At 62.9% G+C, this 16931-nt stretch carries 16 protein-coding genes; 7 read left to right on the top strand and 9 right to left on the bottom strand.

Going from position 1 to position 16931, the window contains the following annotated elements; genetic code table 11:
- The first annotated feature begins 122 nt into the window (after window positions 1-122).
- On the top strand, window positions 123-1316 hold the full coding sequence (locus tag WH303_RS22500) for a PA0069 family radical SAM protein (RefSeq protein WP_445228323.1): 1194 nt from the start codon (window positions 123-125) through the stop codon (window positions 1314-1316).
- On the opposite strand, the gene WH303_RS22495 is transcribed toward WH303_RS22500, so the two are convergent.
- The 8 genes from WH303_RS22495 to WH303_RS22460 all read right to left on the bottom strand — a co-directional run bounded on the left by WH303_RS22495 (window position 1313) and on the right by WH303_RS22460 (window position 9295).
- Window positions 1313-3199 (bottom strand): phosphoethanolamine transferase, encoded by a 1887-nt coding sequence (locus WH303_RS22495; RefSeq protein ID WP_339521171.1) that lies wholly within the window; start codon window positions 3197-3199, stop codon window positions 1313-1315. The genes WH303_RS22500 and WH303_RS22495 overlap by 4 nt on opposite strands.
- 118 nt (window positions 3200-3317) lie before the next feature.
- Window positions 3318-4628, bottom strand: coding sequence for a citrate synthase (locus tag WH303_RS22490; protein ID WP_021026929.1), 1311 nt, complete (start codon window positions 4626-4628; stop codon window positions 3318-3320).
- A gap of 20 nt (window positions 4629-4648) precedes the next feature.
- Complete coding sequence (locus WH303_RS22485; protein ID WP_021026928.1) at window positions 4649-4942, bottom strand: FAD assembly factor SdhE; 294 nt, start codon at window positions 4940-4942, stop codon at window positions 4649-4651.
- Between the two features lie 15 nt (window positions 4943-4957).
- Window positions 4958-5662, bottom strand: a complete 705-nt coding sequence (locus WH303_RS22480) for a succinate dehydrogenase iron-sulfur subunit (RefSeq protein ID WP_021026927.1) — start codon at window positions 5660-5662, stop codon at window positions 4958-4960.
- Window positions 5663-5693: 31 nt separating this feature from the next.
- On the bottom strand, window positions 5694-7499 hold the full coding sequence (sdhA, locus tag WH303_RS22475) for a succinate dehydrogenase flavoprotein subunit (RefSeq protein ID WP_339521170.1): 1806 nt from the start codon (window positions 7497-7499) through the stop codon (window positions 5694-5696).
- A 22-nt stretch (window positions 7500-7521) separates the two neighbouring features.
- Complete coding sequence (gene sdhD, locus WH303_RS22470; RefSeq protein ID WP_021026925.1) at window positions 7522-7887, bottom strand: succinate dehydrogenase, hydrophobic membrane anchor protein; 366 nt, start codon at window positions 7885-7887, stop codon at window positions 7522-7524.
- Window positions 7888-7930: 43 nt separating this feature from the next.
- Window positions 7931-8365, bottom strand: coding sequence for a succinate dehydrogenase, cytochrome b556 subunit (gene sdhC, locus WH303_RS22465; RefSeq protein ID WP_021026924.1), 435 nt, complete (start codon window positions 8363-8365; stop codon window positions 7931-7933).
- A 135-nt stretch (window positions 8366-8500) separates the two neighbouring features.
- Complete coding sequence (locus tag WH303_RS22460; RefSeq protein WP_339521169.1) at window positions 8501-9295, bottom strand: GntR family transcriptional regulator; 795 nt, start codon at window positions 9293-9295, stop codon at window positions 8501-8503.
- 277 nt (window positions 9296-9572) lie between these two features.
- On the opposite strand from WH303_RS22460, the gene WH303_RS22455 reads away from it, so the two are divergent.
- From WH303_RS22455 to WH303_RS22430, 6 genes are all read left to right on the top strand, one after another.
- Entirely contained in the window at window positions 9573-10559 is a 987-nt protein-coding gene (locus WH303_RS22455) for a malate dehydrogenase (RefSeq protein WP_339521168.1), read from the top strand.
- Window positions 10560-10575: 16 nt separating this feature from the next.
- Window positions 10576-11364: a trans-aconitate 2-methyltransferase gene (tam, locus tag WH303_RS22450; RefSeq protein WP_339521167.1), complete on the top strand. Its 789-nt coding sequence runs from the start codon at window positions 10576-10578 to the stop codon at window positions 11362-11364.
- Window positions 11365-11376: 12 nt separating this feature from the next.
- Window positions 11377-12363: an HpcH/HpaI aldolase/citrate lyase family protein gene (locus tag WH303_RS22445; RefSeq protein ID WP_021026920.1), complete on the top strand. Its 987-nt coding sequence runs from the start codon at window positions 11377-11379 to the stop codon at window positions 12361-12363.
- Window positions 12364-12416: 53 nt separating this feature from the next.
- The gene (locus WH303_RS22440) at window positions 12417-13022 is read left to right on the top strand and encodes a hypothetical protein (protein ID WP_021026919.1); all 606 of its coding nucleotides are present in this window, start codon (window positions 12417-12419) and stop codon (window positions 13020-13022) included.
- Window positions 13023-13092: 70 nt separating this feature from the next.
- The gene (gene acnB, locus WH303_RS22435; protein ID WP_339521166.1) at window positions 13093-15678 is read left to right on the top strand and encodes a bifunctional aconitate hydratase 2/2-methylisocitrate dehydratase; all 2586 of its coding nucleotides are present in this window, start codon (window positions 13093-13095) and stop codon (window positions 15676-15678) included.
- Between the two features lie 225 nt (window positions 15679-15903).
- Window positions 15904-16353 (top strand): hypothetical protein, encoded by a 450-nt coding sequence (locus WH303_RS22430; RefSeq protein ID WP_339521165.1) that lies wholly within the window; start codon window positions 15904-15906, stop codon window positions 16351-16353.
- A gap of 116 nt (window positions 16354-16469) precedes the next feature.
- Here the strand turns inward: WH303_RS22430 and WH303_RS22425 are convergent, their stop codons facing one another.
- Window positions 16470-16763 carry a hypothetical protein gene (locus WH303_RS22425; protein ID WP_021026916.1) on the bottom strand — a complete coding sequence of 98 codons (294 nt, stop codon included), beginning with the start codon at window positions 16761-16763 and terminating at the stop codon, window positions 16470-16472.
- Window positions 16764-16931 lie beyond the last annotated feature (168 nt).

Genomic DNA, 16931 nt, shown 5'->3' with positions numbered 1-16931 from the left:
CCGTTAGTATGCCTGCCCGCCATCCCTCCATCCACACCGTTGACACTGCCCCGCTAGACGACCCGCAGGCCCTGCAGCGCTGCGCGGACGACCTGGATGGGCCTGTGCCAGTGCGCGTGCCGCTGCCGGTGGCCCGCAAGGGGCGCGGTGCGGTCGGTGTACCCCGCCACCGTTTTGCCAGCGATGTGCGGGAATGGGCTGACGATGGCTGGACCCCTGCAGCCGCTGAGGCGCCTGTGGCTGGCGATGCAGATCTGAACCTGGAAGAAGGCGCCTGGTGGCAGCAGGACGCCGAGAGCCTGCCGACCCAGGTGCACGAGGAGCAGGCACGCAGCGCGATCCAGAAAAACGACTCACCCGATATCTTCTTTGATCACTCGGTCAACCCCTACCGGGGCTGCGAGCATGGCTGCATCTACTGCTATGCCAGGCCCTACCACAGCTACCTGAACCTCTCGCCGGGGCTGGATTTTGAAACCCAGCTGTTTGCCAAGACCAATATTGCCCAGGTGCTCAAGGCCGAGATCAGCCGCCCGCGCTACCAGCCGGCCTCGCTCAATATCGGCTCCGCCACCGATTGCTACCAGCCGATTGAGCGGGAACTGGGCCTGACGCGGCAGTTGATCCAGGTGCTCAGCGAGGCCGAGCACCCGTTCTCGCTGATCACCAAGAGCAGCGCGGTGGAGCGCGATACCGACCTGATTGCCGCAGCGGCGCGCAAGAACGCCGCGGCCGTCTACATCACGATCACCAGTCTGGACCCACAGCTGACCCGCCTGCTCGAGCCCCGGGCTGCGGCGCCGCACCGGCGGCTGCGCACGATACGCCGGCTGACGGAGGCCGGCATTCCGGTCGGGGTGAGCGTGGCGCCGCATATTCCGTTTTTGACCGAAGACATGGAAGAGGTGCTGGCAGCCGCGCGCGAGGCCGGCGCCACCACCGCCTTCTACACCGTGCTGCGCCTGCCCTGGGAACTCAATGGCGTGTTCCAGCAGTGGCTGCAGGCCCATTACCCACAGCGCGCCGCCCGGGTGATGCAGCGGGTGCGCGACCTGCACCAGATCAGCGAGGCCGACCGGCTGCGCGGCAAGAGCTATGACAGCCAGTCCTTCAGCCGCATGAAGGGCCAGGGCCTGTGGGCGGACCTGGTGCGCCAGCGCTTTGTGCGGGCCTGCGCGCAGCTGGGCTATGGGCGCGAGCGGCAGGAGATGGACTGGCGCGGTTTTGAGGCCTGGCGCGCGCAACAGGTGCAGCAGGCCGTGCGCCAGGGAGGCGCCGCGCAGGCGCCGCACCCTGGGCAGGGAAACCTGTTTTAGCCGCGCTTGCGTGCAGCAGCGACCGTGGTCGGCGGCTGCGCTGCAACGCTTGCCGGCACAGAAGCAGACGCCAGCTGCGCCAAAGTGGCAGGTGGCGCAGAGCGGCCCTTGCAGCTGGCAAAAATATCCAGATCGGCCTGGTGCAGCGCGGTCTGCACATCGGTCAGGCCCAGCATCGAGTGGAACAGGTTGTCATGGCTGATGCGGGCCGTGCCCACGGCCTGCTGCAGGCAGCTGGTGCTCATGCCCATGCGTTGCTGCATGGCGGGCGAGAGCCAGGTGATCCAGGGCACATGCTTTTGCACATCGGGGGCGACGGAATAGGGTAGGCCGTGCAGGTAGATATTGTTCTCGCCCAGCGACTCGCCATGGTCGGCCACATACATCATGGCCGTGGGCTGGCGCTGGCCCTTGCTGGCCAGCCAGTCGATCAGGCCGCCGAGCATGCGGTCGGTGGCGACGACGCTGTTGTCATAGGCGTTGATCAGCGAGGCGCGGTCGCAGGCCTGCAGATTGACGTTGTTGCACTCGGGGCTGAAGCGCTTGTCCTGGCCCAGCGAGCGCTTGAAATAGGCCGGGCCATGGCTGCCCATCTGGTGCAGCACGACGACCACGCCTTTGGCGCGCTGCTCGGCGGGCAGCGCATTGATGCGCTCATCGAGGCCTTCGAGCAAGGCCATGTCCACGCATTCGCCGTCCTGGCACAGCGCCTTGCGGGCCGCAGCGGGCAGGTCGGTCTCGGTGTTGGCGTTGTGCACGCGGGCGCAAACGCCCTTGCAGCCCGATTGGTTTTCGACCCAGAGGACGGCCAGGCCAGCGCGCTGCAGCACATCGAGCAGGTTTTCATAGGATTTACCGCTGTCCTGGCTGCTGCGCCCCAGGTGGGAGAACATGCAGGGCACCGACACGGCGGTGCTGGTGCCGCAGGACCAGGCATTGGTGGCCACGGCCAGGTCCTGGCGGGCGGACAGCAAAGGCGTCGTGGGGCGCCCATAGCCATTGGTGCCAAAATTGCCGGCGCGGCCGGTCTCGCCGACGACCAGCGCATAGATCGGGAAGCTGGTCTGGCCGGCATAGCTGGCCCCCAGCTTGGCATCTTCGCCAATCGGGTAGAGCGTGGTGTCGCGGTGCTGGATTTGCTGGGCCACCAGGTTGCCAGCGGCATAGACGGTGGACAGCGGGTTCATCATGTAGCGCAGGCTGGTGTGGTTGCGCATGGCCGACGAGATGGGGCGAAAACCCGCCATCACGACGACCACCATGACCAGCACGGCCAGCAGCACCATGCCCAGCTGCTTGAGCACCGGGCGCCAGCCTGGGCGCTGGGCCAGGGTCTGGCGCCAGATCCACCAGGTCGGGGGAATCGCGATGGCGCCCACGGTAACCACCAGGCTCCAGTGCAGCAGGTCGGCCGCTTCCTTCACATCGGTCTGCAGCACATTGGTGAGCATTGAGGCATCAATGGCGATGCCGTAGTTCAGCATGAAGCAGGCGGCAAAGGCGGCGACCCAGCACAGCGCGATCATCACCGGCTTGGCGGCCCGGCCCCAGCTGATCAGGGTCAACAGCGCCCAGCAGGCGCAGGCAATGGCCAGACCCAGGCTCAGCCCCAGGACCCACTGCTGCGTGCTGCTCAGCCCGTCTGCCTGCGAGATCGTCTTCCACAAGGCCAGATTGCCCACACTGGCCAGCCAGAGGCTGACAACCAGGCTCCACAGCCACACGGGCCGCGCGGGCGGCTGCGAGGTGCTGGTGGCCAGATCGGCGCTGAAGGGCAGATGGCCGTCGGATGGGGAGGGTGCGGTGGCTGCAGGCTGGGCGGCAGCGCCGCGGCGCGTGACGGCCTTGCCTGTGGGGGTGATAAACCGGGCAAAGAAATTCATCCCGCCATGGTCGGCAGGCAAGCTTAACAAGTGATTAATATGACAAAACCATAAAAAAACCCGCCGAAGCGGGTTTTTGGGGAGCAGTGCTGGCGCAGGCAGTGCCTGGCCGCTGCGATCAGCGCTTGCCGATAGGCTGCACGTCGCGGGCCACCGAGCCGGTGTACAGCTGGCGTGGACGGCCAATCTTGTACTCGGGATCGGCCATTTGCTCGTTGAGCTGGGCGATCCAGCCGACGGTGCGGGCCAGTGCGAAGATGCCGGTGAACAGCTTCACAGGGATGCCGATGGCGCGTTGCACGATGCCCGAGTAGAAGTCCACGTTCGGGTACAGCTTGCGCGAGACGAAGTAGTCGTCTTCCAGAGCGATCTTCTCGACTTGCTTGGCCAGGGCGAACAGCGGATCGTTTTCCAGGCCCAGTTCGGCCAGGATCTCGTTGCAGGTTTCCTGCATCAGCTTGGCGCGTGGGTCGTAGTTCTTGTAGACGCGGTGGCCAAAGCCCATCAGCTTGACGCCGCTGGACTTGTCCTTGACCTGCTCCATGAACTCACCGACCTTGGCGATGCCGCCGTTGGCCTGGATGTTTTCCAGCATGTTCAGACAGGCTTCGTTGGCGCCGCCGTGGGCAGGGCCCCAAAGGCATGCCACACCAGCGGAGATGGCTGCAAACGGGTTCGTGCCCGAGGAGCCGCACAGGCGCACGGTCGAGGTCGACGCGTTTTGCTCGTGGTCTGCGTGCAGGATGAAGATGCGGTCGAGCGCGCGCTCCACCACCGGGTTCACCACATACTCTTCGCAAGGGTTGCCGAACATCATGCGCAGGAAGTTGCCTGCGTAGGACAGGTCGTTCTTCGGGTACATGTAGGGCTGGCCCGTGCCGTACTTGTAAGCCATGGCCACCAGGGTCGGCAGCTTGGCGATCAAGCGGATCGCCGCAATGTTGCGGTGCTCGGGGTTGGTGATGTCGGTGCTGTCGTGGTAGAAGGCCGACATGCCGCCCACCAGGCCCGTCAGAACGGCCATGGGGTGCGCATCGCGGCGGAAACCACGCAGGAAGAACTGCATCTGCTCGTTGACCATGGTGTGCTTGGTCACCGTGTCTTCGAACTCGGCCTTCTGCGTTGCATTGGGCAGCTCGCCGTACAGCAGCAGGTAGCAGGTTTCGAGGTAGTTGCAGTTCTTGGCCAGCTGCTCGATCGGGTAGCCGCGGTACAGCAGCTCGCCCTTGTCACCATCGATATAGGTGATGGCCGACTGGCAGGCAGCCGTCGAGAGGAAACCGGGGTCGTACGTGAACATGCCGGTCTGCGCGTACAGCTTGCGGATGTCGATGACATCCGGGCCGATCGAGCCCTGGTAAACCGGAAGGTCTACGCTTGCTGCGCCGTTGCTAAACGATAGCGTGGCTTTGTTGTCTGCTAGTTTCATAAAACTGGTTCCTTCTCGAGTTAGTCCGCAAGAGATGCACGTGGTTTTCGGCTGCGCAGCATCTCCAGCACTTCATGAACATCTGGCGTGTCGAGGTCGCCTGTTGGTTCCTTGCGCCTGAGCATCAAGTCCAGCAGGTCGTTGTCCGACAGGTTCATCAAAGTGGTCAGCCCTTGCGCCTGGCGGACATTCAGGCTTGCTCCGTATGTGCGGAAGAACTGCTCGACGAAGATGTCGTTCTCCACCAGGCCTCGGCGACTACGCCAGCGCAGCAGATCGCGCGCACGTTCATCCAGCAGTTCGTTTTCCATCATTGCTCAATCTGGTTCTTACACCGCACGGCGAACCATCAGTTCCTTGATCTTGCCAATCGCCTTCGTGGGGTTGAGGTGCTTGGGGCACACATCCACGCAGTTCATGATGGTGTGGCAACGGAACAGACGGTAGGGGTCTTCCAGGTTGTCCAGGCGCTCACCGGTGTGGTCATCGCGGCTGTCGGCGATGAAGCGGTAGGCCTGCAGCAAACCGGCGGGGCCCACGAACTTGTCGGGGTTCCACCAGAAAGAGGGGCAGCTGGTCGAGCAGCTGGCGCACAGAATGCACTCGTACAGGCCGTTGAGCTCTTCGCGCTCTTCGGGGGACTGCAGGCGCTCCTTCTCGTTGGCGACAAAGCTGTCAGCCATCAGGTAGGGCTTGATCGAGTGGTACTGCTTGAAGAACTGGGTCATGTCCACGATCAGGTCGCGGATCACGGGCAGACCGGGCAGGGGCTTCAAGACGATGTCACCCTTGAGGGTGTTCATGTTCGTCAGGCACGCCAGGCCGTTCTTGCCGTTGATGTTCATCGCGTCCGAACCGCACACGCCTTCGCGGCAGGAGCGGCGGAACGAGATCGATGGATCGAGTTCCTTGAGCTTGACCAGGGCGTCCAGCAGCATGCGCTCATGACCGTCGAGCTCCACCTCCACGGTTTGCATGTACGGCTTGGCATCTTTATCGGGATCGTAGCGATAGATTTTGAAAGTACGCTTCATTTTGGGATGTTCTTTCGTGGGCTGCGTGGATTTAGAAGGTACGGACCTTGGGCGGTACCGACGGCACGGTCAGCGGCTTGAGTTGCACTGGCTTGTACTCCAGGCTGTTGGCAGCGCTGTACCACAGGGTGTGCTTGAGCCAGTCGATGTCATTGCGGCCCAGTGGGTACTTGGGATCATCAGCGGGGTGCTCGTAGTCATCCACGGTGTGGGCGCCACGGCATTCCTTGCGGGCGGCGGCCGAGACCATCGTGGCCTGTGCCACTTCGATCAGGTTGGCCACTTCCAGCGCTTCCATGCGGGCGGTGTTCCAGACCTTGGACTTGTCCTTCAGGGTCACGCCACCGACGCGGGCGCGGATGTCGGCGATCTTCTGGACGCCTTCGTCCATGCTCTTTTGCGTGCGGAACACACCGGCGTGCAGCTGCATGCAGGCGCGGATGTCGTTGGCCACGTCTTGTGCGTACTCGCCGCTGGTCGACTCGTCGAGCTTGTTCAGACGCGACAGCGAGAAGTCCGAGGCGTTGTCGGGCATGGGCTTGAATTCGCCGTAGCCATTGACGTAGTTGACGATGTGCTTGCCGGCCGACTTGCCAAAGACCAGCAGGTCCAGCAGCGAGTTCGTGCCCAGGCGGTTGGCGCCGTGCACCGACACGCATGAGCATTCGCCCACTGCGTAGAGACCGTTGACGACCTTGTTCTCTTCACCATCCCAGACAACGACCTGGCCGTTGATGTTGGTGGGGATGCCGCCCATCTGGTAGTGGATGGTGGGCACCACGGGAATCGGTTCCTTGGTGATGTCCACGTTGGCGAAGTTGTGGCCGATTTCTTCCACCGAAGGCAGGCGCTTGCGAATGGTTTCTGCACCCAGGTGGGTCATGTCCAGCAGGATGTAGTCCTTGTTCGGACCGCAGCCACGGCCTTCCTTGATTTCCTGGTCCATCGAGCGCGACACGAAGTCGCGTGGCGCCAGATCCTTCAGGGTCGGCGCATAGCGCTCCATGAAACGCTCGCCATCGCTGTTGCGCAGGATAGCGCCTTCACCGCGGCAGCCTTCGGTCAGCAGCACGCCCGCGCCGGCCACGCCGGTGGGGTGGAACTGCCAGAACTCCATGTCCTGCAGCGGAATGCCTGCACGTGCAGCCATACCCAGGCCGTCGCCGGTGTTGATGAAGGCATTGGTCGATGCCTGGAAAATGCGGCCTGCGCCGCCGGTGGCCAGCAGCACGGCCTTGGCGTGCAGCTCGTACAGGTCGCCGGTTTCCAGCTCGATGGCGGTCACGCCGATCACATCACCGGATTCGTCACGGATCAGGTCGAGGGCCATCCACTCGACGAAGAAGTTGGTCTTGGACTTGACGTTTTGCTGGTAGAGCGTGTGCAGCATCGCGTGGCCGGTACGGTCAGCCGCTGCGCAAGCGCGTTGCACGGGTTTTTCGCCATGGTTGGCGGTGTGGCCGCCGAAGGGGCGCTGGTAGATCGTGCCATCGGGGTTGCGGTCGAAAGGCATGCCGAAGTGTTCCAGCTCGTACACCACCTTGGGTGCTTCGCGGCACATGAACTCGATCGCATCCTGGTCACCGAGCCAGTCCGAGCCCTTGATGGTGTCGTAGAAGTGCCATTCCCAGTTGTCGGGCGACATGTTGCCCAGCGAGGCGGACACGCCACCTTGCGCTGCCACGGTGTGCGAGCGGGTGGGGAAAACCTTGGACAAGGCAGCCACGGACAGGCCAGCCTTGGACAGTTCCAGCGCAGCGCGCAGACCGGAGCCGCCTGCGCCGATGATGACGACATCAAACTTGCGCTTGGTGATGTTCTCTTTTGTATAGCTCATTGTTCTCTTTCAATCGCGGGTATCACAGACGCCACAGAACCTGCAGGCCCCAGCCGAGGCAGCCCACCAGCCAGACCAGCACAAAAATCTGCAGCACCAGGCGCAGGCCGACGGGCTGGACGTAGTCCATGAGGATTTCACGCATGCCCACCCAGGCGTGGTAGGCCAAGGCCACCAGGGTGCCCACGGTGATGAACTTCATCCACTGGTGGGAGAAGATGCCTGCCCACTGCTCGTAGCCGATAGGGCCCTTGATCATCAGCACCTGGACCAGCAGGGCCACGGTGAACAAGGCCATCAGCAAGCCGGTGATGCGCTGGGCCAGCCAGTCGCGCAAACCGTAGTGCGCACCGGTCACGACGCGTTTGGAGCCGTAATTGACGGACATGGGGAATCCTTTCTTATTTATCAGTAAATGCAGTCGCGGGCGATCAGTACAGGCCAAACAGCTTGGCACCCAGGATGGCGGTCAGCGCCAGGCTGATGGCAAAGCAGACGATGGCCGAGCTCTTGCCGAATTCTTTGTTGACCGACTTGTGCGAGACATCCATCCAGATGTGGCGCAGGCCAGCGCAGAAGTGGTGCAGGTAGGCCCAGATGAGCGCCAGCACGGCCAGCTTGATGAACCAGCCCGCAAAGATGCCGGCGCCGGTGTTGAAGGCGGCCGTGAAGCGGGCGTAGGAGAATTCGGAGGAGATCGAGGTGTCGAGCAGCCAGACCACAAAGGGCAGCAGGAAGAACATCACCAGGCCGCTGGCGCGGTGCAGGATCGACAGGATGGCTGCCACCGGGAAACGGTAGCCCGGCAGGTCCGTCAGCATGTTGATATTGCGAAACTCAGGCCGCTTCTTCGTGGTATCTGTCATGGTGTGAAATCTTTCGTGGATGTAACTGCTATGTAATCGCTAGGCTCAAACCTGCAAAATTTTATTGCAATGCAGCGCGCAGGTCTAAGGGTTTCTCTTTAACCCCGTGGTGACTACTCAGACTTGACCGGTGCATTAGCTCAGGGTATTGCTGTAATGGTGGGTGTCCGTCCGATAAAGACCTCGTCGTAATTCCATGGGAACATCGTTATAGGTGTAAGCGACGCGCTCGACGCTCAGCAGGGGGGTCTGGCCGTCGATATCGAGCAATTGGGCCTGTGCCGCATCGGGCAGCACGGCGCGCAGTTTTTCCTGGGCGCGCACCATGCGCACGCCGTACTCCACCTCGAACATTGCGTAGGTGGCGCCGGGGTAGTCGCGCATCTGCTCGGCCGTCAGGCCCTTGAAGCTGCTGCTGGGCAGCCAGATGTCTTCGACAATCGTGGGAATGCCGGCAAACACCAGCACGCGGCGCACATGGATCAGCGACTCGCCCGTGGGCACCTGCAGCAGCTTGCAGATCTCGCTGGCGCCCTTGATGCTGCGGCAGGAGATGATGTTGCGCTGCGCCGGACCTTCTTCGTTGCGGTCACCGCTGTCCGGAAGGAGACGCAAGAAGCGGTACTGCACATTGCGCTCGGCATGGGTGGCGACAAAGGTGCCCTTGCCCTGGCGGCGCAGCAGCAGGTTGTCGGCAGCCAGCTCGTCGATGGCCTTGCGCACGGTGCCCTGGCTGACGCGGTAGCGGGCGGCCAGCTCCATCTCGCTGGGGATCATCTCGCCCGGTTTCCAGGCGCCAGCCTCCAGGCTTTGCAGGATCAGGCCCTTGATTTGTTGGTAGAGGGGGCTGAATGCCGGGGTCGCACCACCCACGCTGTCGCCAGCGGACGTGATTCCGGTGTCGTTTGCATTGGGGGTGGAAGATGTCATGCGCTTGTCTTGGGAGAGATTCAATCTCTCGGGTGTCACAGTGGATGTGACATCCAACGGTTCAAATTTACAGCGCGCATTGTATAGCGCATCAGGGGTCAATCATATCTTATATAAGACATAAGACAAATTGACTGAGTGATCTGTTCAAGAGTACACTTATGCGCTGTTTACAGACCTGCCATCGGGGAATCCCGATCGCTGATTCCAGTCGTTTGACACCCTCTCCGATGCTGGCCTGCTTGGACACCTCATTTCTATTTTCTGGAGTTTTCCCATGAGCAAGAAGCCCGTACGTGTCGCCGTTACCGGTGCCGCTGGTCAAATCGGTTATGCCCTGTTGTTCCGCATCGCTTCGGGCGAAATGCTGGGCAAGGACCAGCCTGTCATCCTGCAACTGCTGGAAATTCCTGACGAGAAGGCACAGAACGCGCTCAAGGGCGTGATCATGGAGCTGGAAGACTGCGCTTTCCCTCTGGTGGCCAGTATCGAAGCCCACAGCGACCCGCTGCAAGCCTTCAAGGACACCGACTACGCACTGCTCGTGGGTGCCCGTCCTCGCGGCCCAGGCATGGAGCGTGCTGACCTGCTGGCTGCCAATGCCCAGATCTTCACCGCCCAAGGCAAGGCCCTGAACGCTGTCGCTTCGCGCAACGTCAAGGTGCTGGTGGTCGGCAACCCTGCCAACACCAATGCCTACATCGCGATGAAGTCGGCTCCCGACCTGCCAGCGAAGAACTTCACCGCCATGCTGCGTCTGGACCACAACCGCGCTGCCTCGCAACTGGCTGCCAAGGCTGGCTTCAAGGTCGGCGACATCCGCAAGCTGACCGTCTGGGGCAACCACTCGCCCACCATGTACGCTGACTACCGCTTCGCGACCGTGGACGGCAAGTCGGTCAAGGACGCAATCAACGACCAGACCTGGAACAAGGACGTGTTCCTGCCAACCGTGGGCAAGCGTGGCGCCGCCATCATTGCTGCACGCGGCCTGTCGTCGGCTGCATCGGCTGCCAACGCCGCCATCGACCACATGCGTGACTGGGCCCTGGGCTCGGCTGGCGAATGGGTGACCATGGGCGTGCCTTCGAACGGCGAATACGGCATCCCAGCGGGCATCATCTTCGGCTTCCCAGTGACCACCGAAAACGGCGAATACAAGATCGTCGAAGGTCTGGAGATCGACGCGTTCTCGCAAGAATGCATCGACAAGACCCTGGCTGAGCTGCAAGGCGAGCAAGACGGCGTCAAGCACCTGCTGTAATCCAAGGCCGACCCGCATGCTTGCATGGAATGCCCAGCTCTACAGCCGGTTCGAGGACGAGCGCACGCGCCCGGCCGCCGAACTGCTGGCGCGCGTGGCCCTGCCCAGCGATACCGCCTATGTGGTGGATCTGGGTTGCGGGCCGGGCAATTCCACCGAGCTGCTGGCCCAGCGCTTCGTGCAGGCACGGGTGCTGGGTATCGACCAGTCGCAAGACATGCTGGCCGCTGCGCGCCAGCGTCTTGCGCAGGTGCATTTTGAGCAGGGCGACATCGCCCAATGGCAGGCTCCACCGCACAACGGGCGTTTGCCCAACCTGATTTTTGCCAATGCGGCCCTGCAATGGGTGCCAGACCACGCGCAGTTGCTGCCCCGCTTGATGGGCATGTTGGCGCCCGGTGGCGTACTGGCCGTGCAGATGCCGGACAACCGCGATGAGCCCACCCACCGCCTGATGCGCGAGGTGGCAGCGCTGCAGCCCTGGGCTGCAGAAATCGGCGATCCGCATGCCTTGCGCACGGATTTGCTCGCCTTGAATGATTACTACGATGTGTTGGCCCGTGGTGCGCAGGTGGATGCCTGGCGTACGGCGTACCAGCACCCAATGGACAGTGCGGAGGCGATTGTCCAATGGGTTCGTGGCACGGGTCTCAGGCCCTTTCTCCAGCCTCTGCGTGCCGAGCTGCAAACCAGCTTTGTGGCCGAATACACCCGCCGCATCGATGCCGCCTACGGCCTGCGCAGCGATGGCCGGCGCCTGCTGGCCTTCCCCCGCTTGTTTTTGGTGGCCCGCCGCCCCATCTGACGATTAGTAGCCATGAGTGTCTCCGCCATCCATCCCGCACAGGTACTGCTGGGCGCCCAGTCTGGGGCCCTGGCACTGCCGGTCTGCGACCACTACAGTGGCGTGGAAGACCGCATGCGCAAAAGCCTGGCCTTGCAGGCACAGATGATGCAAGAGTTCGGCCGCTGCGTGTTCGATGTGACCCTGGACTGCGAAGACGGCGCGGCCGTCGGCCAGGAAAAGGCCCATGCCCAGCTGGTCGCATCGCTCGCCAAGAACGCCGCGCCCGGCGCCCGGGTCGCTGCCCGCGTGCATGCGGCCGACCACGCCGCGCTGGCCGAAGACATCGCCACCATCGCTGGCGAGGCGGGCGAGCAGCTCTGCCACATCATGGTGCCCAAGGTCGAGTCGGTCGATGACATCGATAAGGTTGACCGCTTGCTGCAGGCGGCCACCAGCACCCCGGTGCCGCTGCATGCGCTGATCGAGTCGCCCCAGGCCGTGCACCGCGCTTTCGAGATTGCGGCCCACCCCCGCGTGCAAAGCATCAGCTTTGGCCTGATGGATTTTGTCTCTGCCCATGGGGGCGCGATCCCCTCCAGCGCCATGGGCGTGCAAGGCCAGTTCACGCACCCGCTGGTGCTGCGCGCCAAGCTGGAGATTGCCGCTGCCTGCCATGCTTACGGGAAAGTGCCGTCGCACTGCGTGGTGACCGAGTTCAAGAACCCCGATGCGATGGAGCAGGCAGCCCGCCGCGCCTATGGCGAGCTGGGCTACACCCGCATGTGGAGCATCCACCCCGCGCAGATCCGCCCCATCTTGCAGGCCTTCGCGCCCACGCAGAGCCAGGTCGATGAAGCGGCCCGTATCGTGCGGGCAGCGGCCGACGCGCAATGGGCGCCGATCAGCGTCGACGGGGTCTTGCATGACCGTGCAAGTTATCGTTACTTTTGGCAAATTTTGGAGCGTGCCGCGCAGACGGGTTGCCCGTTGCCGGGTACAGTGCGGGAGTGGCTGTAACCATCCGGGTCCAGCCCTTTTCCTGTTTCTTGCGTTGTGTCGCGGGAGTTGTTATGAAAAATCGCGTGATTTCTTTGTTGGTCTTGGTTCCTGCGCTGACTCTGGCCATGGGCAGTGTGCAGGCGCAAGACAAGACGGCGGCCAAGCCTGCTGCCAAGGCCGCAGCGGCCAAAACCACCGCCGCCAAGAAGGCACCGGCCAAAAAGGCCCCTGCCAAGCGTGCATCCACCGCCAAGAAGGGCGCAGCGGTTGCCGCTGGTGCCGGCGCAGCCGCTGCGGCCGCGTCCATTCCTGCCCAGCAGACCCTGACCCCCGCCGAGCTGGCGATTGCCGAGCAGGTCTACCAAGGCCGCATCAGCTGCGAGCTGGGTGCCTCGATCAATATCGCCAAGGATTCGGTCAACCCCGGCTACTTCTTCGTTGAAGGCAAGGGCTTCAAGTACCACATGGCCCCGGTGGCCACCTCCACCGGCACCATCCGCCTGGAAGACCAGCACGCTGGCGCCATGTGGCTGCAAGTGGCCAACAAGTCGATGCTGATCAACCGCAAGCTCGGTCAGCGCCTGGCCGACGAATGCATGAGCCCTGAGCAAAACCAGGTTGCCGAAGCCATCAAGAAAAACCCACCTGCCGCACTGTTTGAAGGCAACGGCCGCTGATAAGAACAGCGGCGCGGCTGCCCCACGCCTTGCGAGCGCCCCACCATTGAAATAGAGAACCGGAGAACGTATGTTGAAAGCCTACCGCGACCATGTGACTGAGCGTGCCGCTCTGGGCATCCCCCCACTGCCGCTGGATGCCAAGCAGGTCGCTGACTTGATCGAGCTGATCAAGAACCCGCCTGCCGGTGAAGAAGCATTTCTGCTCGATCTGCTGACCCACCGCGTGCCGCCAGGCGTGGACGATGCCGCCAAGGTCAAGGCTTCCTTCCTGGCTGCCGTGGCACATGGCGACCTGAAAGTGGCGCTGATCTCCAAGGCCAAGGCCACCGAGCTGCTGGGCACCATGGTAGGTGGTTACAACGTTCATCCGCTGATCGAGCTGCTCGATGACGCAGACGTGGCCGCCGTGGCTGCCGATGCGCTCAAGAAGACGCTGTTGATGTTCGACTTCTTCAATGACGTCGCCGACAAGGCCAAGGCCGGCAATGCCAAGGCCAAGGAAGTGGTGCAAAGCTGGGCCGACGCCGAGTGGTTCACCTCGCGCCCCGAAGTCGACAAGAAGATCACCGTCACCGTGTTCAAGGTGCCCGGTGAGACCAACACCGACGACCTGTCGCCCGCACCAGACGCCTGGAGCCGTCCCGACATCCCTCTGCACTACCTGGCCATGCTGAAGAACACGCGTCCTGACGCGGCCTTCAAGCCCGAAGAAGACGGCAAGCGCGGCCCGATGCAGTTCATCGACGACCTGAAGAAAAAGGGCCACCTGGTGGCCTACGTCGGCGACGTGGTCGGCACCGGCTCTTCGCGCAAGTCGGCAACCAACTCCATCGTCTGGGCCACCGGCCAGGACATTCCCTTTGTGCCCAACAAGCGCTTTGGTGGTGTGACCTTGGGCGGCAAGATCGCTCCGATCTTCTTCAACACCCAGGAAGACTCGGGCTCGCTGCCGATTGAAGTGGACGTCTCCAAGCTGGAGATGGGCGACGTGATCGACGTGCTGCCCTACGACGGCAAGATCCTCAAGAACGGTGAGACCGTTGCCGAGTTCCAGCTCAAGAGCGATGTGCTGTTTGACGAAGTGCGCGCCGGCGGCCGTATCAACCTGATCATTGGCCGCTCGCTGACCGCCAAGGCCCGCGAAGCGCTGGGTCTGCCCGCATCGACCGTGTTCCGTCTGCCCCAGGCGCCTGCCGAATCCAAGGCCGGCTTCACCTTGGCGCAAAAGATGGTTGGCCGCGCTGTCGGTCTGCCAGAAGGCCAGGGCGTGCGCCCCGGTACCTACTGCGAACCGCGCATGACCACCGTGGGCTCGCAAGACACCACGGGCCCGATGACCCGCGATGAGCTCAAGGACCTCGCTTGCCTGGGCTTCTCCGCCGACATGGTGATGCAGTCCTTCTGCCACACGGCCGCCTACCCCAAGCCAGTGGACGTCAAGACCCACCGCGAACTGCCCAACTTCATCAGCAACCGTGGTGGCGTGGCCCTGCGTCCTGGTGATGGCGTGATCCACAGCTGGCTCAACCGCCTGCTGCTGCCTGACACCGTGGGCACCGGCGGTGACTCGCACACCCGTTTCCCTATCGGCATCTCCTTCCCTGCAGGCTCGGGCCTGGTGGCCTTCGGTGCTGCCACTGGCGTGATGCCGCTGGACATGCCTGAATCGGTGCTGGTGCGCTTCAAGGGCGAAATGCAGCCGGGCGTGACCCTGCGCGATCTGGTGCACGCGATTCCGCTGTACGCGATCAAGGCCGGTCTGCTGACCGTCGCCAAGGCCGGCAAGATCAACGAGTTCTCCGGCCGCATCCTGGAGATCGAAGGCCTGCCAGACCTGAAGGTCGAGCAAGCGTTCGAGCTGTCCGACGCGTCCGCCGAGCGCTCTGCCGCTGGCTGCACGATCAAGCTCAACCCTGAGCCGATCAAGGAATACCTGACCTCGAACGTGGTTCTGATGAAGAACATGATCGCCGACGGTTATGCCGATGCCAAGACCTTGCAGCGCCGTATCGAGAAGGTCGAAGCCTGGCTGGCCAAGCCCGATCTGCTCGAAGCCGACAAGGACGCCGAATACGCGCACATCATCGAGATCGACCTGGCCGACATCAAGGAGCCTATCGTCTGCTGCCCCAACGACCCGGACGACGCCAAGTTCCTGTCCGACGTGGCCGGCACCAAGATCGATGAAGCCTTCATCGGCTCGTGCATGACCAACATCGGCCACTTCCGCGCTGCAGCCAAGCTGCTGGGCGGCCAGCGTGACATCCCCGTCAAACTGTGGGTGGCACCTCCCACCAAGATGGACCAGAGCGAGCTGATCAAGGAAGGCCATTACGCCGCCTTTGGTACCGCCGGCGCCCGCACCGAAATGCCCGGCTGCTCGCTGTGCATGGGCAACCAGGCCCAGGTGCGCGAGGGCGCGACGGTCATCTCGACCTCGACCCGCAACTTCCCCAACCGTCTGGGCAAGAACACCAATGTGTTCCTGGGCTCGGCCGAGCTGGCCGCGATCGCATCGCGCCTGGGCAAGCTGCCCACCAAGGAAGAGTACCTCAAGGAAATGGGCGTGATCGATGCCGACAAGGCCTCCGTCTACCGCTACATGAACTTCAACGAAATCTCGGAATACGCCGAGGTTGCCGAGAAGATCTAAGCCTTTTGGCCTGCGTGCAGGGGTTTGCAGCCTCTGCCCTTGCAACCCGCTTCGGCGGGTTTTTTTATGCCATGTATCCAGGTTATGCGTGCTGCCCTGTGCAGAAAAAACGGAGGTATGCACAATGTTCGCTGGCCGCAGGCTGGCGCCTGTGCGCTCGCGCGCCTGGCTGCGCCAGGTTTGCGCGCCCAAGTTTTGAAATGCCCGACTGGAGAAATGAGTCCGATGAAGATGTGGAAATATGTGGTGGCGCTGCTGGTGCCTGGTGTGATGGCCAGTGCCAGCCTGGCGCAGGTGCAGAGTGGCGCCACGGACAGCGCAGCCTCTGCCGAGGTGACAACTGCGCAGGCGACGCCTTGCGACGGCGCGGTGATGTATGCGCTGGACAACTGGTACCAGGTGCAACGCTGCGAAAGCGCGGGCTTCTTGCTGCCCGAAGACATTGCCCAGAGCAGCGCCGATTTTCTGGCCGCGCACCAGGGCATCGAGCAGGATGTGCGCAGCCAAAGCCCGCGCGCGCAGCAGGCGCTGGCCTTTGCCGGCACCAGCCCCTGGGACTGGAATGACCCGGGCAACCGAGGCACCCTGGAAAACCTCTGCCGCGACACCTTGCAGTCGCAAAAGCGCATGGTGAGCGAGCCCAGCTGGCGCGAATCACTGAGCTGCGCGCGCTGATAGAGCGCAGCGGGCAGGGCGCCTAAGCGCCAAACGCCCGCCTTTGTGGGACTGACCAACCTGAAGCCTTGGGCAGCCTATGAAGCCAGGCTGCCCAGGCCGCCAGGGCGTGTCGCCTAGCCTAGGCGCACGTCGAAATACGCCTCTTCCACGCCAATCCCCTGAAAGCCCGCCTGCCGCGCCTTGTCAAAAGCCTTGAGCCAGGCGCGTGCCAGCACTTCCTGCTGGGCAGAGATTTCACCGCCTTCGGCGGCATCGGTAAAGGCGCTCAGCGCTTCGAGCATGTCTTGTTCATCGGGGAAAAACTTGCCGATCTCTCTGGCAAAGCGCGCTTCTGCGCGGTGCTTGAGGGCGGGATCAATGCCGTGGCAATCCTGCAGGCTGATGGCGATCGGGGTAGAGACTTCCATAGATTAGGGTGACTGTTTAAATAAACAGTGTCTAGTATCTCTGCTAACTGTTTATTTGTACAGTTTTTTATTGCGGCAGTCGTTGGATGTGTGCATCGGCTGCGCCGCGCTGGCCACGCGGGTGGGCCGGCCTTGGGCCCAGCGGCCACCCGGGTTTGCGCAGCGCGT

The organism is Comamonas sp. MYb69 (genome assembly GCF_037479315.1).
Lineage (GTDB): Bacteria > Pseudomonadota > Gammaproteobacteria > Burkholderiales > Burkholderiaceae_C > Comamonas.
This window is presented reverse-complemented; position numbering and strand designations above follow the sequence as displayed.